A 16,591-nucleotide genomic window follows, 5' to 3' on the forward strand; every position below is an offset into this window, starting at 1 on the left:
AGTAAATTATTGGCATTACCTAATAAATAATTATGTACCCAAAAGTTTCCTTAAATATGCTAAATCTTTTCCTCTTATTCTTATGTAGAGGAATTGCTTACGCCGGTAATGTGAGTCACCGGCGATTTGTGTTCAATGTCACTGTTACCACCTGATTGGCGCGATATAGCTCCTTATTGGCCAGTTACGCCGTGCACTTCGCCATGTTGCATCGTTTGATTAACTTGCTGCCCATGGCTGTCTGTGGCTTGTAGAGAGCCATTAATGGTGGGTTTCAATGGCTTATCTGCTGCCAAACTTCCTTTTATCTGTAATTTCAGATTCCCCAACCCTTGCAGCGGTAATGCTGGCCATCCCCAGTTTTGTAAGATATTAAGGTCAACGGAGCGGCCGGTCAGGTCAAGGGATAAGGCCCGGGCCGGGGTTTGGTCAATAGTGGCAGTGGCTTCCAACAACCCTTCGCTGGTGAAGGCGCTGATATCACTAAACGTAATTTGTTGCTCATTAGCGCTCAATGCTAATGATGGACGGCGGACATCATTTTTATTAAAGGTCGCATTTCCGGCATTCAACATTAATGAGCCTGACCACACTCCCCATTGATGATTTTTGGCGAGCAGTAAATTAGTCCCAGCGGCATCCAGCGATGTAATTTGGAAAGGAAATTCCGGGCTAATATCAATCAATAAATTACGGTTAGCACTCAACTTACTGATATAAACCTCGGACAACCAGCTTGGCAGAGTTTGCTGCCATTGCTGTTTCCAATCGGAGGGGAGGGTATAAACCAGAGCCACCAGTGTCAGCTCGTCAAGCTGTAGATGCTGGGTATCACGCGCCCAGTGGCCCTGAGTTCTTAACAGCCCATCCTGCCAGCGAGTGGAGAATTGATTAATGGCTATCCCGGCTGGTGATAAGGTAAATGTGGCTATCGGGTCAATCAGATGAATATTACCTTTAATAATGTCACCGGCATTAAGGGATAATTCGCCATCATCACTTTGCCAGTCACCTTGCTTAAATGTAATATTTTTAAGTGTCAGGTCTAAGTCATTAAATGCCCAGTTTTCCCCTTCAACTCGTGCATCAATTAAATCAAAGCGCTTTAGTGTGATGGGCGGCAGTTGTAAAAATGTATTCCAGACGTCTTCTAAAGTTGCTGCTGTTTGCAGGCGAATATTACTCAAGCGCAGACGGTCAACCATCCAACTGCCATCAGCGGATTGGCTGGCATTGCCCGTCAGTTCCCCGAGTGCGAGGTCAGCCCCGAAATTACTCAAAGTCAGGGCGTTTTTCTGGATTGCACCTTGCAGATACAGTTTTTGGGCTGTAATGCCATTAATCGTCAGCGAGCCAGCACTAAACTGGAATTGGGCATTTTCACCCAGGCTATTACCCGGCAATGGTTGCCAGGGAATGAGTCCACCATTGACTTGCTGGCCTGCCACTTTCCACTGGCCCGCCGTATTTTGTGGCGCAATTGTGGTATTCAGCGCCATGTTGGTCAGCCTCAAGGTATCAGCCTGCAGGGGTAATGGTGAGGCGCTGTTATTGAGAGTTAAGCTACCATTTTGCAAATTGAGGCTAAGAAAATGACGAGGTTCGGTCAGTTGTCGCCAACTTAGCCCCAATACTGCCTGTTGGGTTATCAGGAAAGGGGGTTGGTTGGCCCGGCCCAGCGAGACATCAGTAAAACTAATTTGCCCAGGTTGCGACCACGAGTGATCTATTTCCCCCAGAGAGAGGCGATATTCGCTGTTATCACTGATCCAATGGCTTAGCCAACTGGCAGCCCACCGAGTCTGGAGCAGTACGTAGCACAGCACAATAGACAGCACCAGTAGCAGTAATAACGTTAGCAGCACTTTCCCGAGAAATTTCATCCGGTTTTTCCACACCTGTCTGTATACGGAACCCTGTTTATGCCGCAAATTGTCCATTAGCTCAATAGACAATCAGTTATCAGCGCATAAAAAAATGGCCGGTATCGTTTACGACCGGCCATTTCAGCGACGTATTAGCGAAAAAATTATTTTTCTTGTGGGAAGAGTAAGTTAAGCACGATGGCAGTAATACCGCCCGCCGCTATCCCGGAAGAAAGCAGGGTTTTCACCCAGTCAGGTGCAAATTGCAGAATCAATGGCTGCTGCGCGACACCCATACCGACTGCCAATGATAAAGCCATAATCATAATTGCGCGGCGGTTAAGGGTTTCGCGTGACACGATACGCACACCAGAAGCGGCAATCGTCCCGAACATCACCAGAGTTGCCCCCCCCAGCACCGGTTCTGGAATATGTTGTACAAATCCAGCGACTGCAGGGAACAAGCCCAGCGCAATCAGCATCAGCGCGACAACAAAACCGACATAGCGGCTGGCAACACCGGTCAATTGAATGACGCCATTATTCTGACCAAAGCAGGAGTTAGGGAAAGTGTTAAACACCGCTGATAGCATGGAGTTCAAACCATTTGCCAGCACCCCACCTTTCAGGCGTTTCATATATAACGGGCCATGAACGGGTTGTTCTGAAACATCGGAGGTTGCGGTGATATCGCCAATGGTCTCAAGTGAGGTCACCATAAAGATAAGCATTAGCGGCACCAGCAGGTTCCAGTCAAAAGATAAACCATAGTACAGCGGCGTGGGGATGGTAATCAGCGCGGTATCTACCACCGGACGGCTTTCTGGCAGCATTCCCAGTGCCCAGGCCAGCAGATAACCGACTGCCATGGCGATAACCAGTGAGGCGACGCGCAAATATGGGTTCCGTTGGCGGTTGAGTAAAATAATCACCAACAACACAGCGCCGGCCAATAAGAGATTTTTAGGTGAGCCAAAAGTATGGTCGCTCATTGCGCCATAACCGCCACCAATAGATGTCAGCCCAACTTGAATCAATGACAGGCCGATAATCATCACCACAATACCGGATACCAGTGGGGTGATAATGCGGCGCGCCAGATGTAAGAAACGGGAAAGTATAATTTCAGTGCAGGACGCGACCATCAAAGTTCCGAACAAGGCCGCCATCATGGTTGGGATATCTGCTCCACCATTTTTCAATGCCAATCCGCCCATAATCAGCGGAGAAACGAAGTTGAAACTGGTGCCCTGAATGGATAACAGACCCGAGCCAACCGGCCCCCAGGTTTTGATTTGCAGGAGAGATGCGAGGCCGGAGGCAAACAGTGACATGCTAATAATACGCTGGGTATCTTCCGCTGGCAGCCCCAGCGCCTGACAAATCAGCAGCCCGGGTGTTATCACCGCGACAAACATAGCCAATAAGTGTTGGCATGCAGCAAACAGAGTTTGGGTGAGTGGCGGGCGATCTTCTAAACGATAAATTAATTCACTGGGGCGAGTTGTGACTTGCTGTGGCGCATCAAGTTCGGCGGATTGCGTAGACATGGCGTGGCATTCCCGGATCGGCAAAGAGGGCATTTTAATGATCCGCTTCACAAAAGCAATCGGTTGCGCTGCATTTTTTTAAATATTTCTGTCTGGTACGGCTGCATGTTTTTCTTTTACTAAACTTGTAATTAGAGACATTTTTTTTTCTAATCACCCCTCTTACTGCTTTGGCGTTTATTAAGGAACTGTCTAACGTCATATTTTTATTATATATTTCAATCGCATGGAGTACCAAGATGTTTCATCTCGATACCTATGGCACGCTAGTCGCGGCCTGTCTGGTTTTATTGTTAGGCCGAAAACTCGTACAAACTGTCCCTTTTCTGAAAAAGTACACTATTCCTGAACCGGTTGCCGGTGGGTTGTTGGTGGCTTTTCTTATGCTGCTGATGCAAAAGACCCTTGGTTGGGAAATCATCTTTGATATGTCTTTAAAAGACCCTTTGATGATGGCATTCTTCGCAACTATTGGTCTGAATGCCAACTTGGCCAGTTTACGGGCGGGTGGCAAGGCCCTCAGTGTGTTTGTCTTTGTGGTTGTCGGCTTGCTACTGATGCAAAACGCGATAGGTATCGCCCTCGCGAAACTGATGGGGTTGGATCCGCTAATGGGCTTATTGGCGGGCTCAATTACGCTATCAGGTGGGCACGGTACAGGTGCTGCATGGAGTAAAGTGTTCATTGAACGCTATGGCTTTGAAAATGCGACGGAAGTTGCCATGGCATGTGCGACATTCGGTCTGGTTTTGGGGGGGCTGATTGGTGGCCCGGTTGCTCGCTATTTGGTCAAACACTCTTCCACACCGAATGGCACCCCAGAGGACAGCGAAGTGCCGTCTGCGTTTGAAAAACCTTCTGCTGGCCGCATGATAACCTCATTAGTATTGGTCGAAACCATTGCTATGATCGCTATTTGCCTGATGGCGGGCCAAGTCGTTGCGGGTTGGTTGCAAGGCACTATGTTTGAATTGCCAACTTTTGTTTGTGTGTTATTCATCGGGGTTATTCTCAGTAACACATTGTCGGCAATTGGTTTTTATAAAGTTTTTGACCGCGCCGTCTCCGTGCTGGGAAATGTCAGTTTGTCACTGTTTTTGGCAATGGCGCTGATGAGTCTAAAACTGTGGGAGTTGGCTTCACTGGCCTTGCCGATGCTGGTGATTCTATCAGTACAGGCCCTGGCGATGGCGCTGTACGCTATTTTCGTCACTTATCGGTTGATGGGCAAAAACTATGATGCGGCAGTCTTGGCGGCGGGGCATTGTGGCTTCGGTTTAGGCGCGACGCCGACCGCGATTGCCAATATGCAGGCCATTACTGATCGTTTCGGCCCATCACATTTAGCCTTCTTGGTGGTGCCGATGGTCGGGGCATTCTTTATTGATATCGTCAATGTGATCGTCATCAAGCTGTACTTATTACTACCAATTTTCCCCGCAGTCGTGGGGTAATGGTTTTTGGGGCGGCGATATCCGCCCCTTATTGATTAAGCATTAGTGTAGCGCGCGCGTTCTGGTAGCCAGCGCTCGATCAATGCCCGAGCGTGCTCGGGATATTGCTGATGCAGATGGCGAGCGACGCGCTGTACTTCTGGAATCATGGCTTGGTCGCGCAGTAAATCCGCCACTTTAAACTCGGCACTGCCGGTTTGGCGTGTTCCCAAGAGTTCACCGGGCCCACGTATTTCTAAATCCCGCTGAGCAATAACAAAGCCGTCATTGCTGTCACGCAGCACTTGCAAACGCATTTGCGCTGTTTTGCTGAGGGGGGTTTTATAGAGCAGCACACAATGTGACGCGACGGCACCACGGCCAACGCGGCCGCGTAATTGATGCAGTTGCGCTAAGCCTAATCGCTCAGGATTATCAATTATCATCAAACTGGCATTGGGAACATCAACCCCAACTTCAATCACCGTAGTGGCCACCAACAATTGCAATTCACCTTGTTTGAAAGCCTGCATAACCGACTGTTTTTCCGGCCCTTTCATCCGGCCATGAACCAAGCCGACTTTGATTTCCGGCAGCAAAGCTCTCAGCTCTTCACAGGTTACTTCGGCCGCTTGGGCCTCTAACAGCTCAGATTCTTCAATCAAGGTGCAGACCCAATAAGCTTGCCGCCCCTCTTCCAGACAGGCATTTTTGACCCGCTGAATAACATCACTGCGGCGGGTATCAGGAATAGCTACCGTCGTCACCGGCGTTCTTCCTGGCGGTAATTCATCAATCACTGAGGTATCAAGGTCAGCATAGGCCGTCATGGCCAAAGTTCGGGGGATGGGAGTCGCGGTCATGATCAACTGGTGCGGATGGAAACCTTGCTCCTCGCCCTTTTCCCATAATGCGAGCCGCTGGTGAACACCGAAACGATGCTGTTCATCAATAATAACCAGTGCCAGCCCAGAAAATTGCACTTGCTCCTGAAACATGGCGTGAGTACCAACGACCATTGATACTCGACCACTGGCGACAGCTTCTTGCTGTGCCTGGCGTGCTTTGCCTTTCTGTTTTCCGGCCAGCCAACCGACTTCCAAACCTAATGGTTCCAGCCATTGACGGAAAGTACTGGCATGTTGCTCGGCCAATAATTCAGTCGGGGCCATCAGCGCGACCTGTTTACCATGGGCAATCGCGCGCAGTGCCGCCAGTGCGGCCACCAAGGTTTTGCCGGAACCCACATCCCCTTGAATCAACCGCATCATGGGGAAATTGTGGGTCATATCTTGCTCGATTTCTGCCACTACCCGTTGTTGAGCGCGGGTTGGCGTGAAGGGCAGTGCCGCAAGAAAGCGCTGTTTAAGCTGTTCTTCGGGCAACAGAGCGAGCGCCCGATAGCTTTGTGCTCCGGCCCTGACCGCCAACATGCTGAGATTATGGGCCAGTAGCTCTTCCATAATCAGCCGTCGCTGTGCTGGGTGTTTGCCCTGTTCTAAATCGGCGAGTTGAATGTCTGCTGGTGGGCGATGCAGTGTATGAATAGCTTCTGGCAGGCTGATCAGTGAGCGACTTAACTCAATCGGCAGCAATTCGGCAATAACACTGCCGTCTAACATTGCCAGAGCTTGATCGATGAGCTTGCGTAGGGTTGCCTGCCGAATGCCTTCCGTTGTGGGATAAACGGGTGTCAGTGACTCTTGTAATTCAACACCAATATTTTCTCCATGCACTCGATATTCCGGGTGAATGATTTCGGGGCCAGTATTGCCTCGCTTAGCTTCGCCATAGGCAATCACATGCTTGCCCGGAGACAAGCTGTTTTTCATCGCGGCATTGAAGTTGAAAAAGCGCAGCGTGAGGACACCGCTGCCATCGCTGATTTGACAAGTCATCATACGGCGACGGCCAAAACTAATATCTGACCGAAGAACTTCACCTTCAACCGTGACCGCAATGCCGGGTAATAGATCGCCAATTCGGTATAGCTGGGTGCGGTCTTCGTAACGTAATGGCAGGTGGAGCAGCAGATCTTGAATTGTCTCCAGACCCATTTTCGCCAGTTTCCCAGCCTGACTTGCGCCGACACCGGAAAGGGTACTGAGGGGTACGGCATCCAGTAGACGGCCTTTCATCTAAGACTCCGTGGATTGCATGGCAGACCACCATTGTGCATCAGCAATAACCTGGCCTTGATCATCAATATGAGGCCGAGAAAGCCCTTTACGTTTAGCTACTTGCGCCAGCACGGGGTAGCCGCCTTCAAATAATAGCCGCTGTTGCTCATTTTCAGACAAAACACTTTGTACTCGCTGATACATCCCAGCATTCTGCCGCTGGCGCTGTGCTTCATATAAAATGAGTGCGGAGGCGACTGAAACATTCAAGGATTGCACCATCCCGATCATCGGAATAATGATGTCTTTATCAGCCATGGCCAAGGCTGCTTCCGATATGCCGGTTTTTTCTTGCCCCATTAAAATACAGGTTGGGCGGGTATAGTCGACTTCACGAAAATCAACTGCCTTATCAGACAGATGAGTCGCGAGTATTTGCATACCTTGCGATTTCAGATGCGTAATGGCATCGGTAATATGGGGGTGTGTCTTTACCTGAACCCAACTATTGCTACCGGCAGCGGCGGCGAGCCGCATGTACATTTCAGGGGTAGGCCAAATGGCATGAATTTGATGAATACCGACGGCATCAGCAGTACGAATAATCGCAGAGACATTATGAGGCTTATGAACTTGCTCCAGACAGACAGTTAGGTCCGGCTGCCTGGTCGCAAGCATTTCACAAATCCGCGCATAGCGTTGAGGATTCATAGGCGTTAATTACGGTTACGGCTGACTTTGACCACATCCGGCATGATACGAATTTTACGCATAATGTTAGCCAGATGGACTCGGTCACGAGTAGTCAGGCGAATAAAGGCGCTGTATACCCGGCCATCTTTTTCTTCAGTATTCAGGCTCTGAATATTAGATTCGGCCGCATTAATTGCTGCGGTCAGATTTGCCAAAGCACCTTGCTGGTTGAACATATCGACCTTAATTTCGGCAATAAACTCTTGCTCAGTCTCTTGATCCCATTCAACGGCCATAAACTTCTCTGGCTCTTTTTGGTAGCCACGGATATTACGGCAAGATTCGTGATGGATAACCAAACCTTTGCCCGGGCTGATATGGGCAATGATTGGATCACCCGGAATCGGACGGCAGCACTTGGCAAAGGTAATCAGGACGCCATCAGCACCTTTAATTGATAGATTACGGGTGCCAGAAGTTGCTAGCGTGGAGGGGTCACCCAACAAGTTTTTAGCCACCACCACACTCATGGCATTACCCAGGCCAATCTCTGCGAGCAAATCATCCAGCGTAGCCAGCTTCATGCGATCCAGTTCATGCTTGATATTTTCTTCAGAAATATCAGATAGTTTTCGACCATTACCTAATGCATGATTCAATAACCGACGGCCAAGGCTGACCGATTCATCACGTTTAAGGTTTTTCAGTAATTGGCGAATTTTGGCACGCGCTTTCGAGCTGACAACAAAATTCAGCCAAGCGGCATTTGGCCGTGCACCTGGAGCAGTAATTATTTCAACAGTTTGGCCACTACTCAGTGACTGAGAAAGCGGATAGGGCTGGCGGTCAACTCGAGCACCTACGCAGGCATGGCCAATATCGGTATGCACGGCATAAGCAAAATCGACCGGTGTTGCGCCGGCAGGTAATTCAACAATCCGCCCCTCCGGGGTGAAAACGTAAATCTCATCAGGGAATAAATCAGATTTTACACTTTCAATAAATTCAAATGAGCTACCCGCACTTTGCTGTAATTCCAGCAAGCTTTGCATCCAGCGCTGGGCGCGGATCTGTGCGGTGGTGCCGGATTCACCTTGCTCTTTATAAGCCCAGTGTGCGGCAACCCCCATTTCGGCCATCTGATCCATATCTTCAGTACGGATTTGCACCTCGACCGGAACCCCATGAGGGCCGATTAATGAGGTATGCAACGATTGATAGCCGTTAGCCTTAGGGATGGCAATATAGTCTTTTACGCGGCCTGGGCGGGGTTTATACAGGCTGTGAGCTTGCCCCAACACGCGATAGCATGTATCGACTTCTTTAACGATAACCCGAAAAGCATAGATGTCCATGATGGAGTGAAAACGCTGCTCTTTCAGGTTCATCTTGCAATAGATAGAATAAAGATGCTTTTCTCGACCACTGACACGGCAAGGTATGCCTGCTTCTGTCAGGCGCCCTTCAATTTCCGCCAAGATTTTCTGAATCATCTCTTTGCGGTTACCGCGCGCGGCTTTCACCACTTCTTTAATGACGCGGTAGCGATTGGGGTAGAGCGCTTCAAAACCTAGCTCTTCCAGCTCGGTTTTTAAATGATGAATCCCTAGCCGGTGGGCAAGTGGGCTATATATTTCAAGGGTTTCGCGGGCAATGCGGCGACGTTTATCCGGGCGTAAGGAGCCCAGTGTTCGCATGTTATGGGTGCGGTCAGCCAGTTTGATCAAAATGACGCGGATATCTTGCACCATCGCCATGATCATCTTGCGGAAGTTTTCCGCCTGAGCTTCTTTTTTATCGCGGAAGTTTAATTTATCGAGTTTAGAAACACCCTCGACCAACTCGGCTACGCTTTTCCCGAACAACTGCTCCATATCTTGATATGTGGCAGGTGTATCTTCAATGACGTCATGTAACAGCGCCGCCATTAAGGTTTCGTAATCGAGCCGCATCTCCGCGAGAATACAGGCCACAGCTACCGGGTGAGTGATATAGGGCTCACCGCTGGAGCGTGTCTGACCCTCGTGAGCATCACGCGCAACAAGATATGCCTGTTTGAGGCGCTTAATCTGCTCCTCTGGCAGGTAACGTTGAATCAGCAGATTCAGGCTTTCAAACAGGTACAAGGCAGACTCGCTGTCTAATTAACGACGACCTTCAGCAATCGCGGTTACCGCTTGAATCTCTGCGGCTTCCTGCTCTTGCTGTTCTTGGCGTTCACGCACATCGAGAATCTGATTAGTAATCAGGCCTTCTTCGATTTCGCGCAGCGCGATCACAGTCACTTTATCGTTTTCTTCTGGAACCAGTGCGTCTTTACCGCCGGACTGGATTTGACGTGCCCGACGAGCAGCGACCAACACCAGGTCAAAACGGTTACCAATTTTCTCTACAGCGTCTTGAACAGTTACGCGTGCCATAATTCTGCTACTCCACAGGTGACGAAATGACTGGGCATGATACTGAAACTCTGTTCAGTCTGCCAATAATTTGGTGATTAAAGCGTCATGCCGCTGTTTCTGGCGGCCTAAACGCAGTCGTTCAGCACGAATAATGGTTTTCAGATCAGACAATGCCAGATTGAAATCATCATTCACGATTAAATAATCATATTCAGCGTAATGAGCCATTTCAGCGACAGCTTGCGCCATTCGCTTTGCAATAACCTCTTCGCTATCTTGCCCGCGGCCGCGTAAACGGCGATCCAATTCTTCTTTGGATGGCGGCAAAATAAAAATACTGCGCGCGGTGGGCATTTTTGCGCGAATTTGCTGCGCGCCTTGCCAATCGATGTCTAAAAACACATCGACACCAGTTGCAAGAACCTGCTCAATTGCCAGACGTGAGGTGCCATAGTAATTTTCAAAGACTTTGGCATGCTCAAGAAAAGCATCGTCATCAATCATTTGGCAAAACTCTTCCTTAGAAACAAAGAAGTAATGCTCGCCGTGATTCTCCCCTGGACGTTTAGCGCGCGTGGTATGAGAAATAGAAACCTGCGTGTCGTACAAAGGTTGTGTTTTTAACAAAGCCTGAATCAGGCTTGATTTCCCTGCCCCACTGGGTGCGGAAACTATGTATAGCGTGCCTTGAACCATGATGACGTTTCAGTTGATTAGGTTGATTTATAGAAAGCAGAAGTGTGAATCTCCGCACAGTATACACGGCTGCTAAGTGTGATGCAGCGTTACAACGCATTTCACCTCAATGTTTCGTCCATAAACAGCACGTTTTTATGATTTTGCGGGGAGCATTGCGTAATTTCAGCTTGTTGCAGCAAGTGCAAAAGTATTGTTGGACCATGTGCGCATTTAAATTTTTTCACCTTCGACGGATGAGCATTTTCAGGTTTTACTGCCAGCCATCAACGGGGGGACTGATGAATGTGCAAAAAATTGAAAATACTAAGCTTGCTGATTGTCGGTTTTATCAATTGGAATGCTAACGCGGGGCCTATTTGCCCTGAATGGCCAGAAGAAAGAATGTCGGGCGAAATTAATCTATTGGAAAAGCAGCTACGTCAGTGGGATGTAGCTTATCACCAGCAAGGTATTAGCCCGCTTTCAGATGATATTTACGACCAATTGCAGGATAAATTACATGGATGGCGATCATGCCATGGCTTACCCGATAAAACGAATAACACACTGATACCGGGTAACGGAAAGACACCTCATCCTATTGCCCACACTGGATTAAAAAAACTTAAAGATGAAACTGCACTTATTGATTGGATATCAAGGCGGAAAAATCTATGGGTGCAACCCAAAATAGACGGTGTGGCGGTCACTCTGGTGTATCAGACCGGAAAATTGACCCAAGTGTTAAGCCGAGGTAATGGTGTGAAAGGCCAAAATTGGACGGATAAAGCGCCACTTATTTCTGCTATTCCTCAATATATTGCCACTGCCCCGCCTTTGTTAACTCTGCAAGGAGAATTATTCCTACAAATGGAGGGCCACCAACAAGCAAAATCAGGAGGTGTTAGTGCCAGAGCATCCGTTGCAGGTGCCCTGATGCGCAAATCTACATCTCCACTGCTAACCAAGTTGGGTATTTTCATTTGGGCATGGCCAGATGGGCCAAAAGATATGGTTGAGAAAACCAGGCTATTACAAGAAATGGGTTTTCCTTTGACTGCTTACTACAGTAAGCCAGTTACTGCAGCTAGCGATGTTATTTACTGGCGAAAACTTTGGTTTCAAACACCGCTGCCTTTTGTGACGGATGGTGTTGTTATCCGCCAAGAGGAAGAACCCGCAGGGCGGTATTGGCAGGCAATGCCGGGAAACTGGTCTGTAGCGTGGAAATATCGGCCACCGCAGCAGCTCACTGAAATTAAAGATATCCATTTCACGGTTGGGCGTACCGGGAAAATCACTACTATTTTACAGGTTACCCCGGTAAAGATTGATGATAAATGGATCCGCAGAGTGAATATTGGGTCTGTTTCCCGTTGGAAAAAATGGAATATCATACCCGGTGACCAAGTCATTATCACATTAGCTGGTCAGGGTATTCCACGGCTAGATGAGGTTATTTGGCGAGTGAGTCAGCGGCATAAATTTACCCCGCCCGCTGTGGGTACGTTTCATCATCTAAGCTGCTTCAGCCGCTTACCGGTTGAGTGTGAACCCCAGTTTTTATCTCGCCTAGTGTGGCTTAGTGGGGCCAACGGCCTCGACATGCAGGGAGTAGGGAGCGGTTTGTGGCGAGATCTTGTCCATTATGGGCTTATTAATGATTTAGTCGGTTGGCTCTCACTGTCTGTTGAGCAAATTGCGGCGGTTCCTGGTATTGGGCAGGGACGGGCAGAAAAGATTTATCAGCAATTTCAACGCACCAGACAGCAACCTTTTTCTAAATGGCTGCAGGCTTTGGGATTCCCGTTAGCAATATCTGTTGATTCTCCATGGCGCTCTTTACAGCAAAAGAGTAGTGCCGAGTGGCGATTAATATCGGGTGTTGGGCCGATACGTGCAAACCAAATTAATCATTTCTTACATCATCCGGAAGTACAGGCTATGGTTGATTTCTTGTCACTGCAGGGAATTGCAGGGTTTCGGCCGGAAGAGTAGTCCCCTTATTTAACTTAATGTTCAGAATGCTCATATTTGAATACTGGTAGACCCAATCGAAATCTCAATGCTAGCAATCGAGCACTTAGCCCAGTGACAAGTGTAATGATAACAACCCAGTTATGAGATAGCGGTGTGTACTGCAGTGCAATATATATCCATGCGGCAGCAAATGAGATGCCAGCATAAATTTCTTTCTGAAATACCAATGGGATACAGTTACAGAACATATCGCGTAGGACACCGCCAAAGACACCGGTAATCACTGCGGCGATAGCTGCAATGATAGTGCTATGGCCCATGTCGAGAGCTATTTGTGCGCCAATAATGGAAAATACAATGAGCCCAATAGCATCAAGCACTAAAAATAAATGGCGTAAATGCTTCATTAATGGAGCCATCCACGTTGTGACGATTGCAGCAACGGCGACAATAACAATATATTCAGGATGCTTAACCCAACCAAGTGGATAGTGGCCTAACAGCATATCTCTGACCGAACCGCCACCGATGGCAGTTGCGGATGCAATGATAATAACGCCGAACATATCCATCTGACGGCGTCCCGCAGCCAGAGCTCCGGTCATGGCTTCAGCTGTGATACCAATAATATAAAGAACACTGAGTAGCATATTGAATTTAATTTCTTAAGGGCTGCGAGGGCCGCAGAGTAGTCATTAAACTAGGCTGTCGCGACTGAGATTTTCTAAGTCGTACATTTCAGATTATTTTATCTAATCTTAGTATTAATTATTTAATTGATATCAATTAATAAAAAATGAAAAATAGATTTATTAATCATTAATAATTCTATGGAAAAATCGATCGTCAAGATGATGTTAGAGTCCTAAAGCTAGACTTGAGCACTATTCCGCCTGATTGCAGAGTGACTTATCGAATGGTAGTTTTTATCTCTATTTTATCTTTTGTTTCAGTGGGATTATGGATATGTGTCTTAATTCGTTCCAATACCGAGCCTGGCTCTTCACGAGTATGGCTGCCATCGGAATATCACTAAGCGGTTGTATTGATAGAGCAAACCCGGTAAATACAGCAACGGTAAAGGTTCCAGCTCCCCACTGTGTTAAAGGTGAACTGATGACACAAACAACGCTCTATTTTGGCTCGAACCGACCTCATGGCTCCGTTATTTCATCCACTGAATGGCAGTCTTTTGTTAATAATGATGTGACCAGCCGTTTTAAAGATGGCCTGACAGTAATTGATGCTAAAGGGCAGTGGCTAGGAAATGATGGAAATATAGCCAAAGAAAATAGTAAGATTTTGATACTTATTCACAAAAATGAAAAAGAAACTGCCATTGAAACTTTGCGCTCCCGTTATAAACAGCAGTTTGCGCAAGAGTCTATTATGCGAGTGGATGTTCCTATATGTGTTGATTTCTAAAGGCAAATATTGAGCTTTAGTTTTGGCCTTTTATTTCTCTCATAAGAGGTGAAAAGGCCAGTTATATCATTGATTTTATGCAGTTGAACCGTACTTTCTTATAAAGCAACCCCGGCAATAGTGGCTGAAAGCAAACTGACTAAAGTTGAACCATATACCAATTTTAATCCGAATCGTGAAACCACATTGCCCTGTTGTTCATTCAACCCTTTAATAGCACCCGCTACAATCCCGATTGAAGCAAAATTAGCGAAAGAGACTAAAAATACAGAAAGAATACCCAAACCTCGCGGAGACATTTCAGCTGCAACTTTTTTCAACTCGATCATAGCTACAAACTCATTTGCTACTAGTTTGGTTGCCATAATACTTCCTGCATGCAGAGCATCTTGAGCAGGTATGCCAATTAGTAAAGCCAGTGGATAAAATAAATATCCCAGCACCTCTTGAAAACTGATGTGGAATAAAGTACTAAATAAAGCATTAATAGCTGAAATTATTGCAATAAACCCGATTAACATTGCAGCTATAATCATCGCAATTTTAAACCCAGCCAGAATATATTCTCCGAGCATTTCAAAAAAACTTTGATCTTCATGAAGTTTATGTAGCTTTAATTCAGGTTCTTCTGTGACGGGATAAGGGTTAATAATCGAAAGTACAATAAAAGTACTAAACATATTCAGTATCAGTGCTGTTACCACAAACTTTGGCTCGAGCATGGTCATATAAGCACTGACAATTGACATGGAGACTGTCGACATTGCTGTGGCGGCCATGGTGTACATTCTGCGTGGAGATATATCAGCTATGATGCCTTTGTACGCAATAAAATTCTCTGATTGCCCCAAGATTAATGTACTTACTGCATTAAAAGATTCTAGTTTTCCCATGCCATTTACTTTAGATAGCAGAGTACCGATAACCCGTATAATGAGAGGTAATATACGGAAATGCTGTAAAATACCAATCAATGCAGAAACGAAAATGATTGGGCAAAGAACGTTCAGAAATATAAATGCCAAGCCTTGTTCATTCATCTCACCAAAAACAAAACTGGTGCCTATTGAGGCAAATTTCATCAAGGATTCGAGTAATCCAGCAAAATATTTAATGGCACCTAATCCACTGTCCGCGTGTAAAAAGAAATAAGCTAGTGCAATCTCTATAATCAGTAACTGAAGAATATAACGAAGTTTGATGTTTTTACGGTCATGGCTCGCCAGTAAAGCCAAGGCTGCAATAGCAATCAATGCCAAAAGAAAGTGCAGAATCTGCAGCATAAGAAATCCGTCAGGGATAAAATTCAGCCAGCATTTTATCCATATCGGAAGATTTTTTTCATCTGAAATTCTACCCCCTTGAAAATGTATATTCTACAAAGCCTTTAATTACGCTTTAAACATACTGGTCGTTTAAATTTTTCCTGCTTTATTCATCATTTATCCATTGGGTGACTCACTATTTATCTGCCAGCTTAAGTTGCCGTAATCAAGGCAAATGTAGCACTTCCTCAAGAAGGATTAGGCGATAGCACGACTTGTGTTTAACTCACTTATTGGATGGAATATGAATATGATTAATTTGCCTAGCTGCCGCTCTTTTACTGAAGCCGGTCATCTCTCTCAAATATCGGCTTATTACGAAGAGGGGCGCAATACTTTATGGATGTTACTGCATGCTCATCCTCGCCCTTGTTTTAACCTGGAGCTAATCGAAAATATTATGACCTTGGCGCAAGCCGCTAAAGAGTCAAAATTACCTATAGATTTTTGGGTCACGGGCTCAGTCGTCCCCAATATGTTTAATGTCGGAGGGGATTTAAACTTTTTCGCTCAAACAATCAGAAATCATAAACGGGAAGCGCTGATGGCATATGCTCGAGCTTGTGTTGATTGTGTGCATGCGGCTTCTCGTGGGTTTGATACTGGCGCTATTTCTATTGCAATGATTGAAGGCAGTGCATTAGGGGGGGGATTTGAAGCGGCATTAGCTCATCATTTTGTGTTGGCACAAACTACCGCCAGAATGGGGTTTCCAGAGATTGCATTTAATTTATTTCCTGGCATGGGCGGGTATTCACTGGTTGCCAGAAAAGCAGGTATGAGGGTGGCGGAACAACTGATTTGGACTGGTGAATCTCATGCTGCTGAATGGTATGAGAGCCGTGGTTTAGTCGATAAGTTATTTCAACCTGGGGATGCTTATCTCGCGACACGGACATTTATAGACACGATCAGACCTAAGCTTAATGGTATGAGGGCAATGATTCGAGTTCGGCAGCGTGTTTTACAATTAACACGTTCAGAGTTAATGGATATTACAGAAGATTGGGTTGATTCTGCATTTTCTATTGAGCCGAAAGATATCACTTATATTGAACGGTTGGTTATGTTGCAAGACCGGCATACTTCAGGAATACCAAAGGCAATATAGTTTTTTGCA

At 46.7% G+C, this 16,591-nt stretch carries 13 protein-coding genes; 4 read left to right on the forward strand and 9 right to left on the reverse strand.

Annotated elements, in window-relative coordinates; translation table 11 throughout:
* Positions 1-173: 173 nt before the first annotated feature.
* The gene (locus tag D5F51_RS00215) at positions 174-1,883 is read right to left on the reverse strand and encodes an AsmA family protein (RefSeq protein WP_129195294.1); all 1,710 of its coding nucleotides are present in this window, start codon (positions 1,881-1,883) and stop codon (positions 174-176) included.
* Between the two features lie 146 nt (positions 1,884-2,029).
* On the reverse strand, positions 2,030-3,415 hold the full coding sequence (locus tag D5F51_RS00220; RefSeq protein ID WP_129195295.1) for a nucleobase:cation symporter-2 family protein: 1,386 nt from the start codon (positions 3,413-3,415) through the stop codon (positions 2,030-2,032).
* A gap of 239 nt (positions 3,416-3,654) precedes the next feature.
* Here D5F51_RS00220 and gltS point away from each other — a divergent pair, with 239 nt between their 5' ends.
* A complete protein-coding gene (gene gltS / locus D5F51_RS00230; RefSeq protein ID WP_087769510.1) occupies positions 3,655-4,869 on the forward strand; it encodes a sodium/glutamate symporter in 1,215 nt (404 codons plus the stop codon).
* A gap of 35 nt (positions 4,870-4,904) precedes the next feature.
* Here gltS and recG read toward each other — a convergent pair whose 3' ends face one another.
* From recG to gmk, 5 genes are read right to left on the reverse strand one after another with little or no spacing between them, the layout of a single operon-like run.
* Positions 4,905-6,986, reverse strand: coding sequence for an ATP-dependent DNA helicase RecG (gene recG / locus D5F51_RS00235; protein WP_129195297.1), 2,082 nt, complete (start codon positions 6,984-6,986; stop codon positions 4,905-4,907).
* Positions 6,987-7,679, reverse strand: a complete 693-nt coding sequence (gene trmH, locus D5F51_RS00240; protein WP_129195298.1) for a tRNA (guanosine(18)-2'-O)-methyltransferase TrmH — start codon at positions 7,677-7,679, stop codon at positions 6,987-6,989.
* A 5-nt stretch (positions 7,680-7,684) separates the two neighbouring features.
* On the reverse strand, positions 7,685-9,787 hold the full coding sequence (spoT, locus tag D5F51_RS00245; RefSeq protein WP_129195299.1) for a bifunctional GTP diphosphokinase/guanosine-3',5'-bis pyrophosphate 3'-pyrophosphohydrolase: 2,103 nt from the start codon (positions 9,785-9,787) through the stop codon (positions 7,685-7,687).
* An 18-nt stretch (positions 9,788-9,805) separates the two neighbouring features.
* Positions 9,806-10,081, reverse strand: coding sequence for a DNA-directed RNA polymerase subunit omega (gene rpoZ, locus D5F51_RS00250; RefSeq protein WP_004392061.1), 276 nt, complete (start codon positions 10,079-10,081; stop codon positions 9,806-9,808).
* A gap of 54 nt (positions 10,082-10,135) precedes the next feature.
* Positions 10,136-10,759: a guanylate kinase gene (gmk, locus tag D5F51_RS00255; protein WP_025380037.1), complete on the reverse strand. Its 624-nt coding sequence runs from the start codon at positions 10,757-10,759 to the stop codon at positions 10,136-10,138.
* A 285-nt stretch (positions 10,760-11,044) separates the two neighbouring features.
* Between gmk and ligB the strand changes: the two genes are divergently transcribed.
* The gene (gene ligB / locus D5F51_RS00260; protein WP_129195300.1) at positions 11,045-12,739 is read left to right on the forward strand and encodes an NAD-dependent DNA ligase LigB; all 1,695 of its coding nucleotides are present in this window, start codon (positions 11,045-11,047) and stop codon (positions 12,737-12,739) included.
* A 14-nt stretch (positions 12,740-12,753) separates the two neighbouring features.
* On the opposite strand, the gene D5F51_RS00265 is transcribed toward ligB, so the two are convergent.
* Entirely contained in the window at positions 12,754-13,371 is a 618-nt protein-coding gene (locus D5F51_RS00265) for a trimeric intracellular cation channel family protein (RefSeq protein WP_005165881.1), read from the reverse strand.
* A gap of 310 nt (positions 13,372-13,681) precedes the next feature.
* Between D5F51_RS00265 and D5F51_RS00270 the strand changes: the two genes are divergently transcribed.
* The gene (locus D5F51_RS00270; RefSeq protein WP_129195301.1) at positions 13,682-14,146 is read left to right on the forward strand and encodes a DUF3574 domain-containing protein; all 465 of its coding nucleotides are present in this window, start codon (positions 13,682-13,684) and stop codon (positions 14,144-14,146) included.
* Positions 14,147-14,244: 98 nt separating this feature from the next.
* On the opposite strand, the gene D5F51_RS00275 is transcribed toward D5F51_RS00270, so the two are convergent.
* Positions 14,245-15,429 (reverse strand): NupC/NupG family nucleoside CNT transporter, encoded by a 1,185-nt coding sequence (locus D5F51_RS00275; protein WP_129195302.1) that lies wholly within the window; start codon positions 15,427-15,429, stop codon positions 14,245-14,247.
* 286 nt (positions 15,430-15,715) lie between these two features.
* On the opposite strand from D5F51_RS00275, the gene D5F51_RS00280 reads away from it, so the two are divergent.
* Positions 15,716-16,582 carry a crotonase/enoyl-CoA hydratase family protein gene (locus D5F51_RS00280; RefSeq protein WP_162301817.1) on the forward strand — a complete coding sequence of 289 codons (867 nt, stop codon included), beginning with the start codon at positions 15,716-15,718 and terminating at the stop codon, positions 16,580-16,582.
* Positions 16,583-16,591 lie beyond the last annotated feature (9 nt).

This window comes from Yersinia hibernica (assembly GCF_004124235.1).
GTDB lineage: Bacteria > Pseudomonadota > Gammaproteobacteria > Enterobacterales > Enterobacteriaceae > Yersinia > Yersinia hibernica.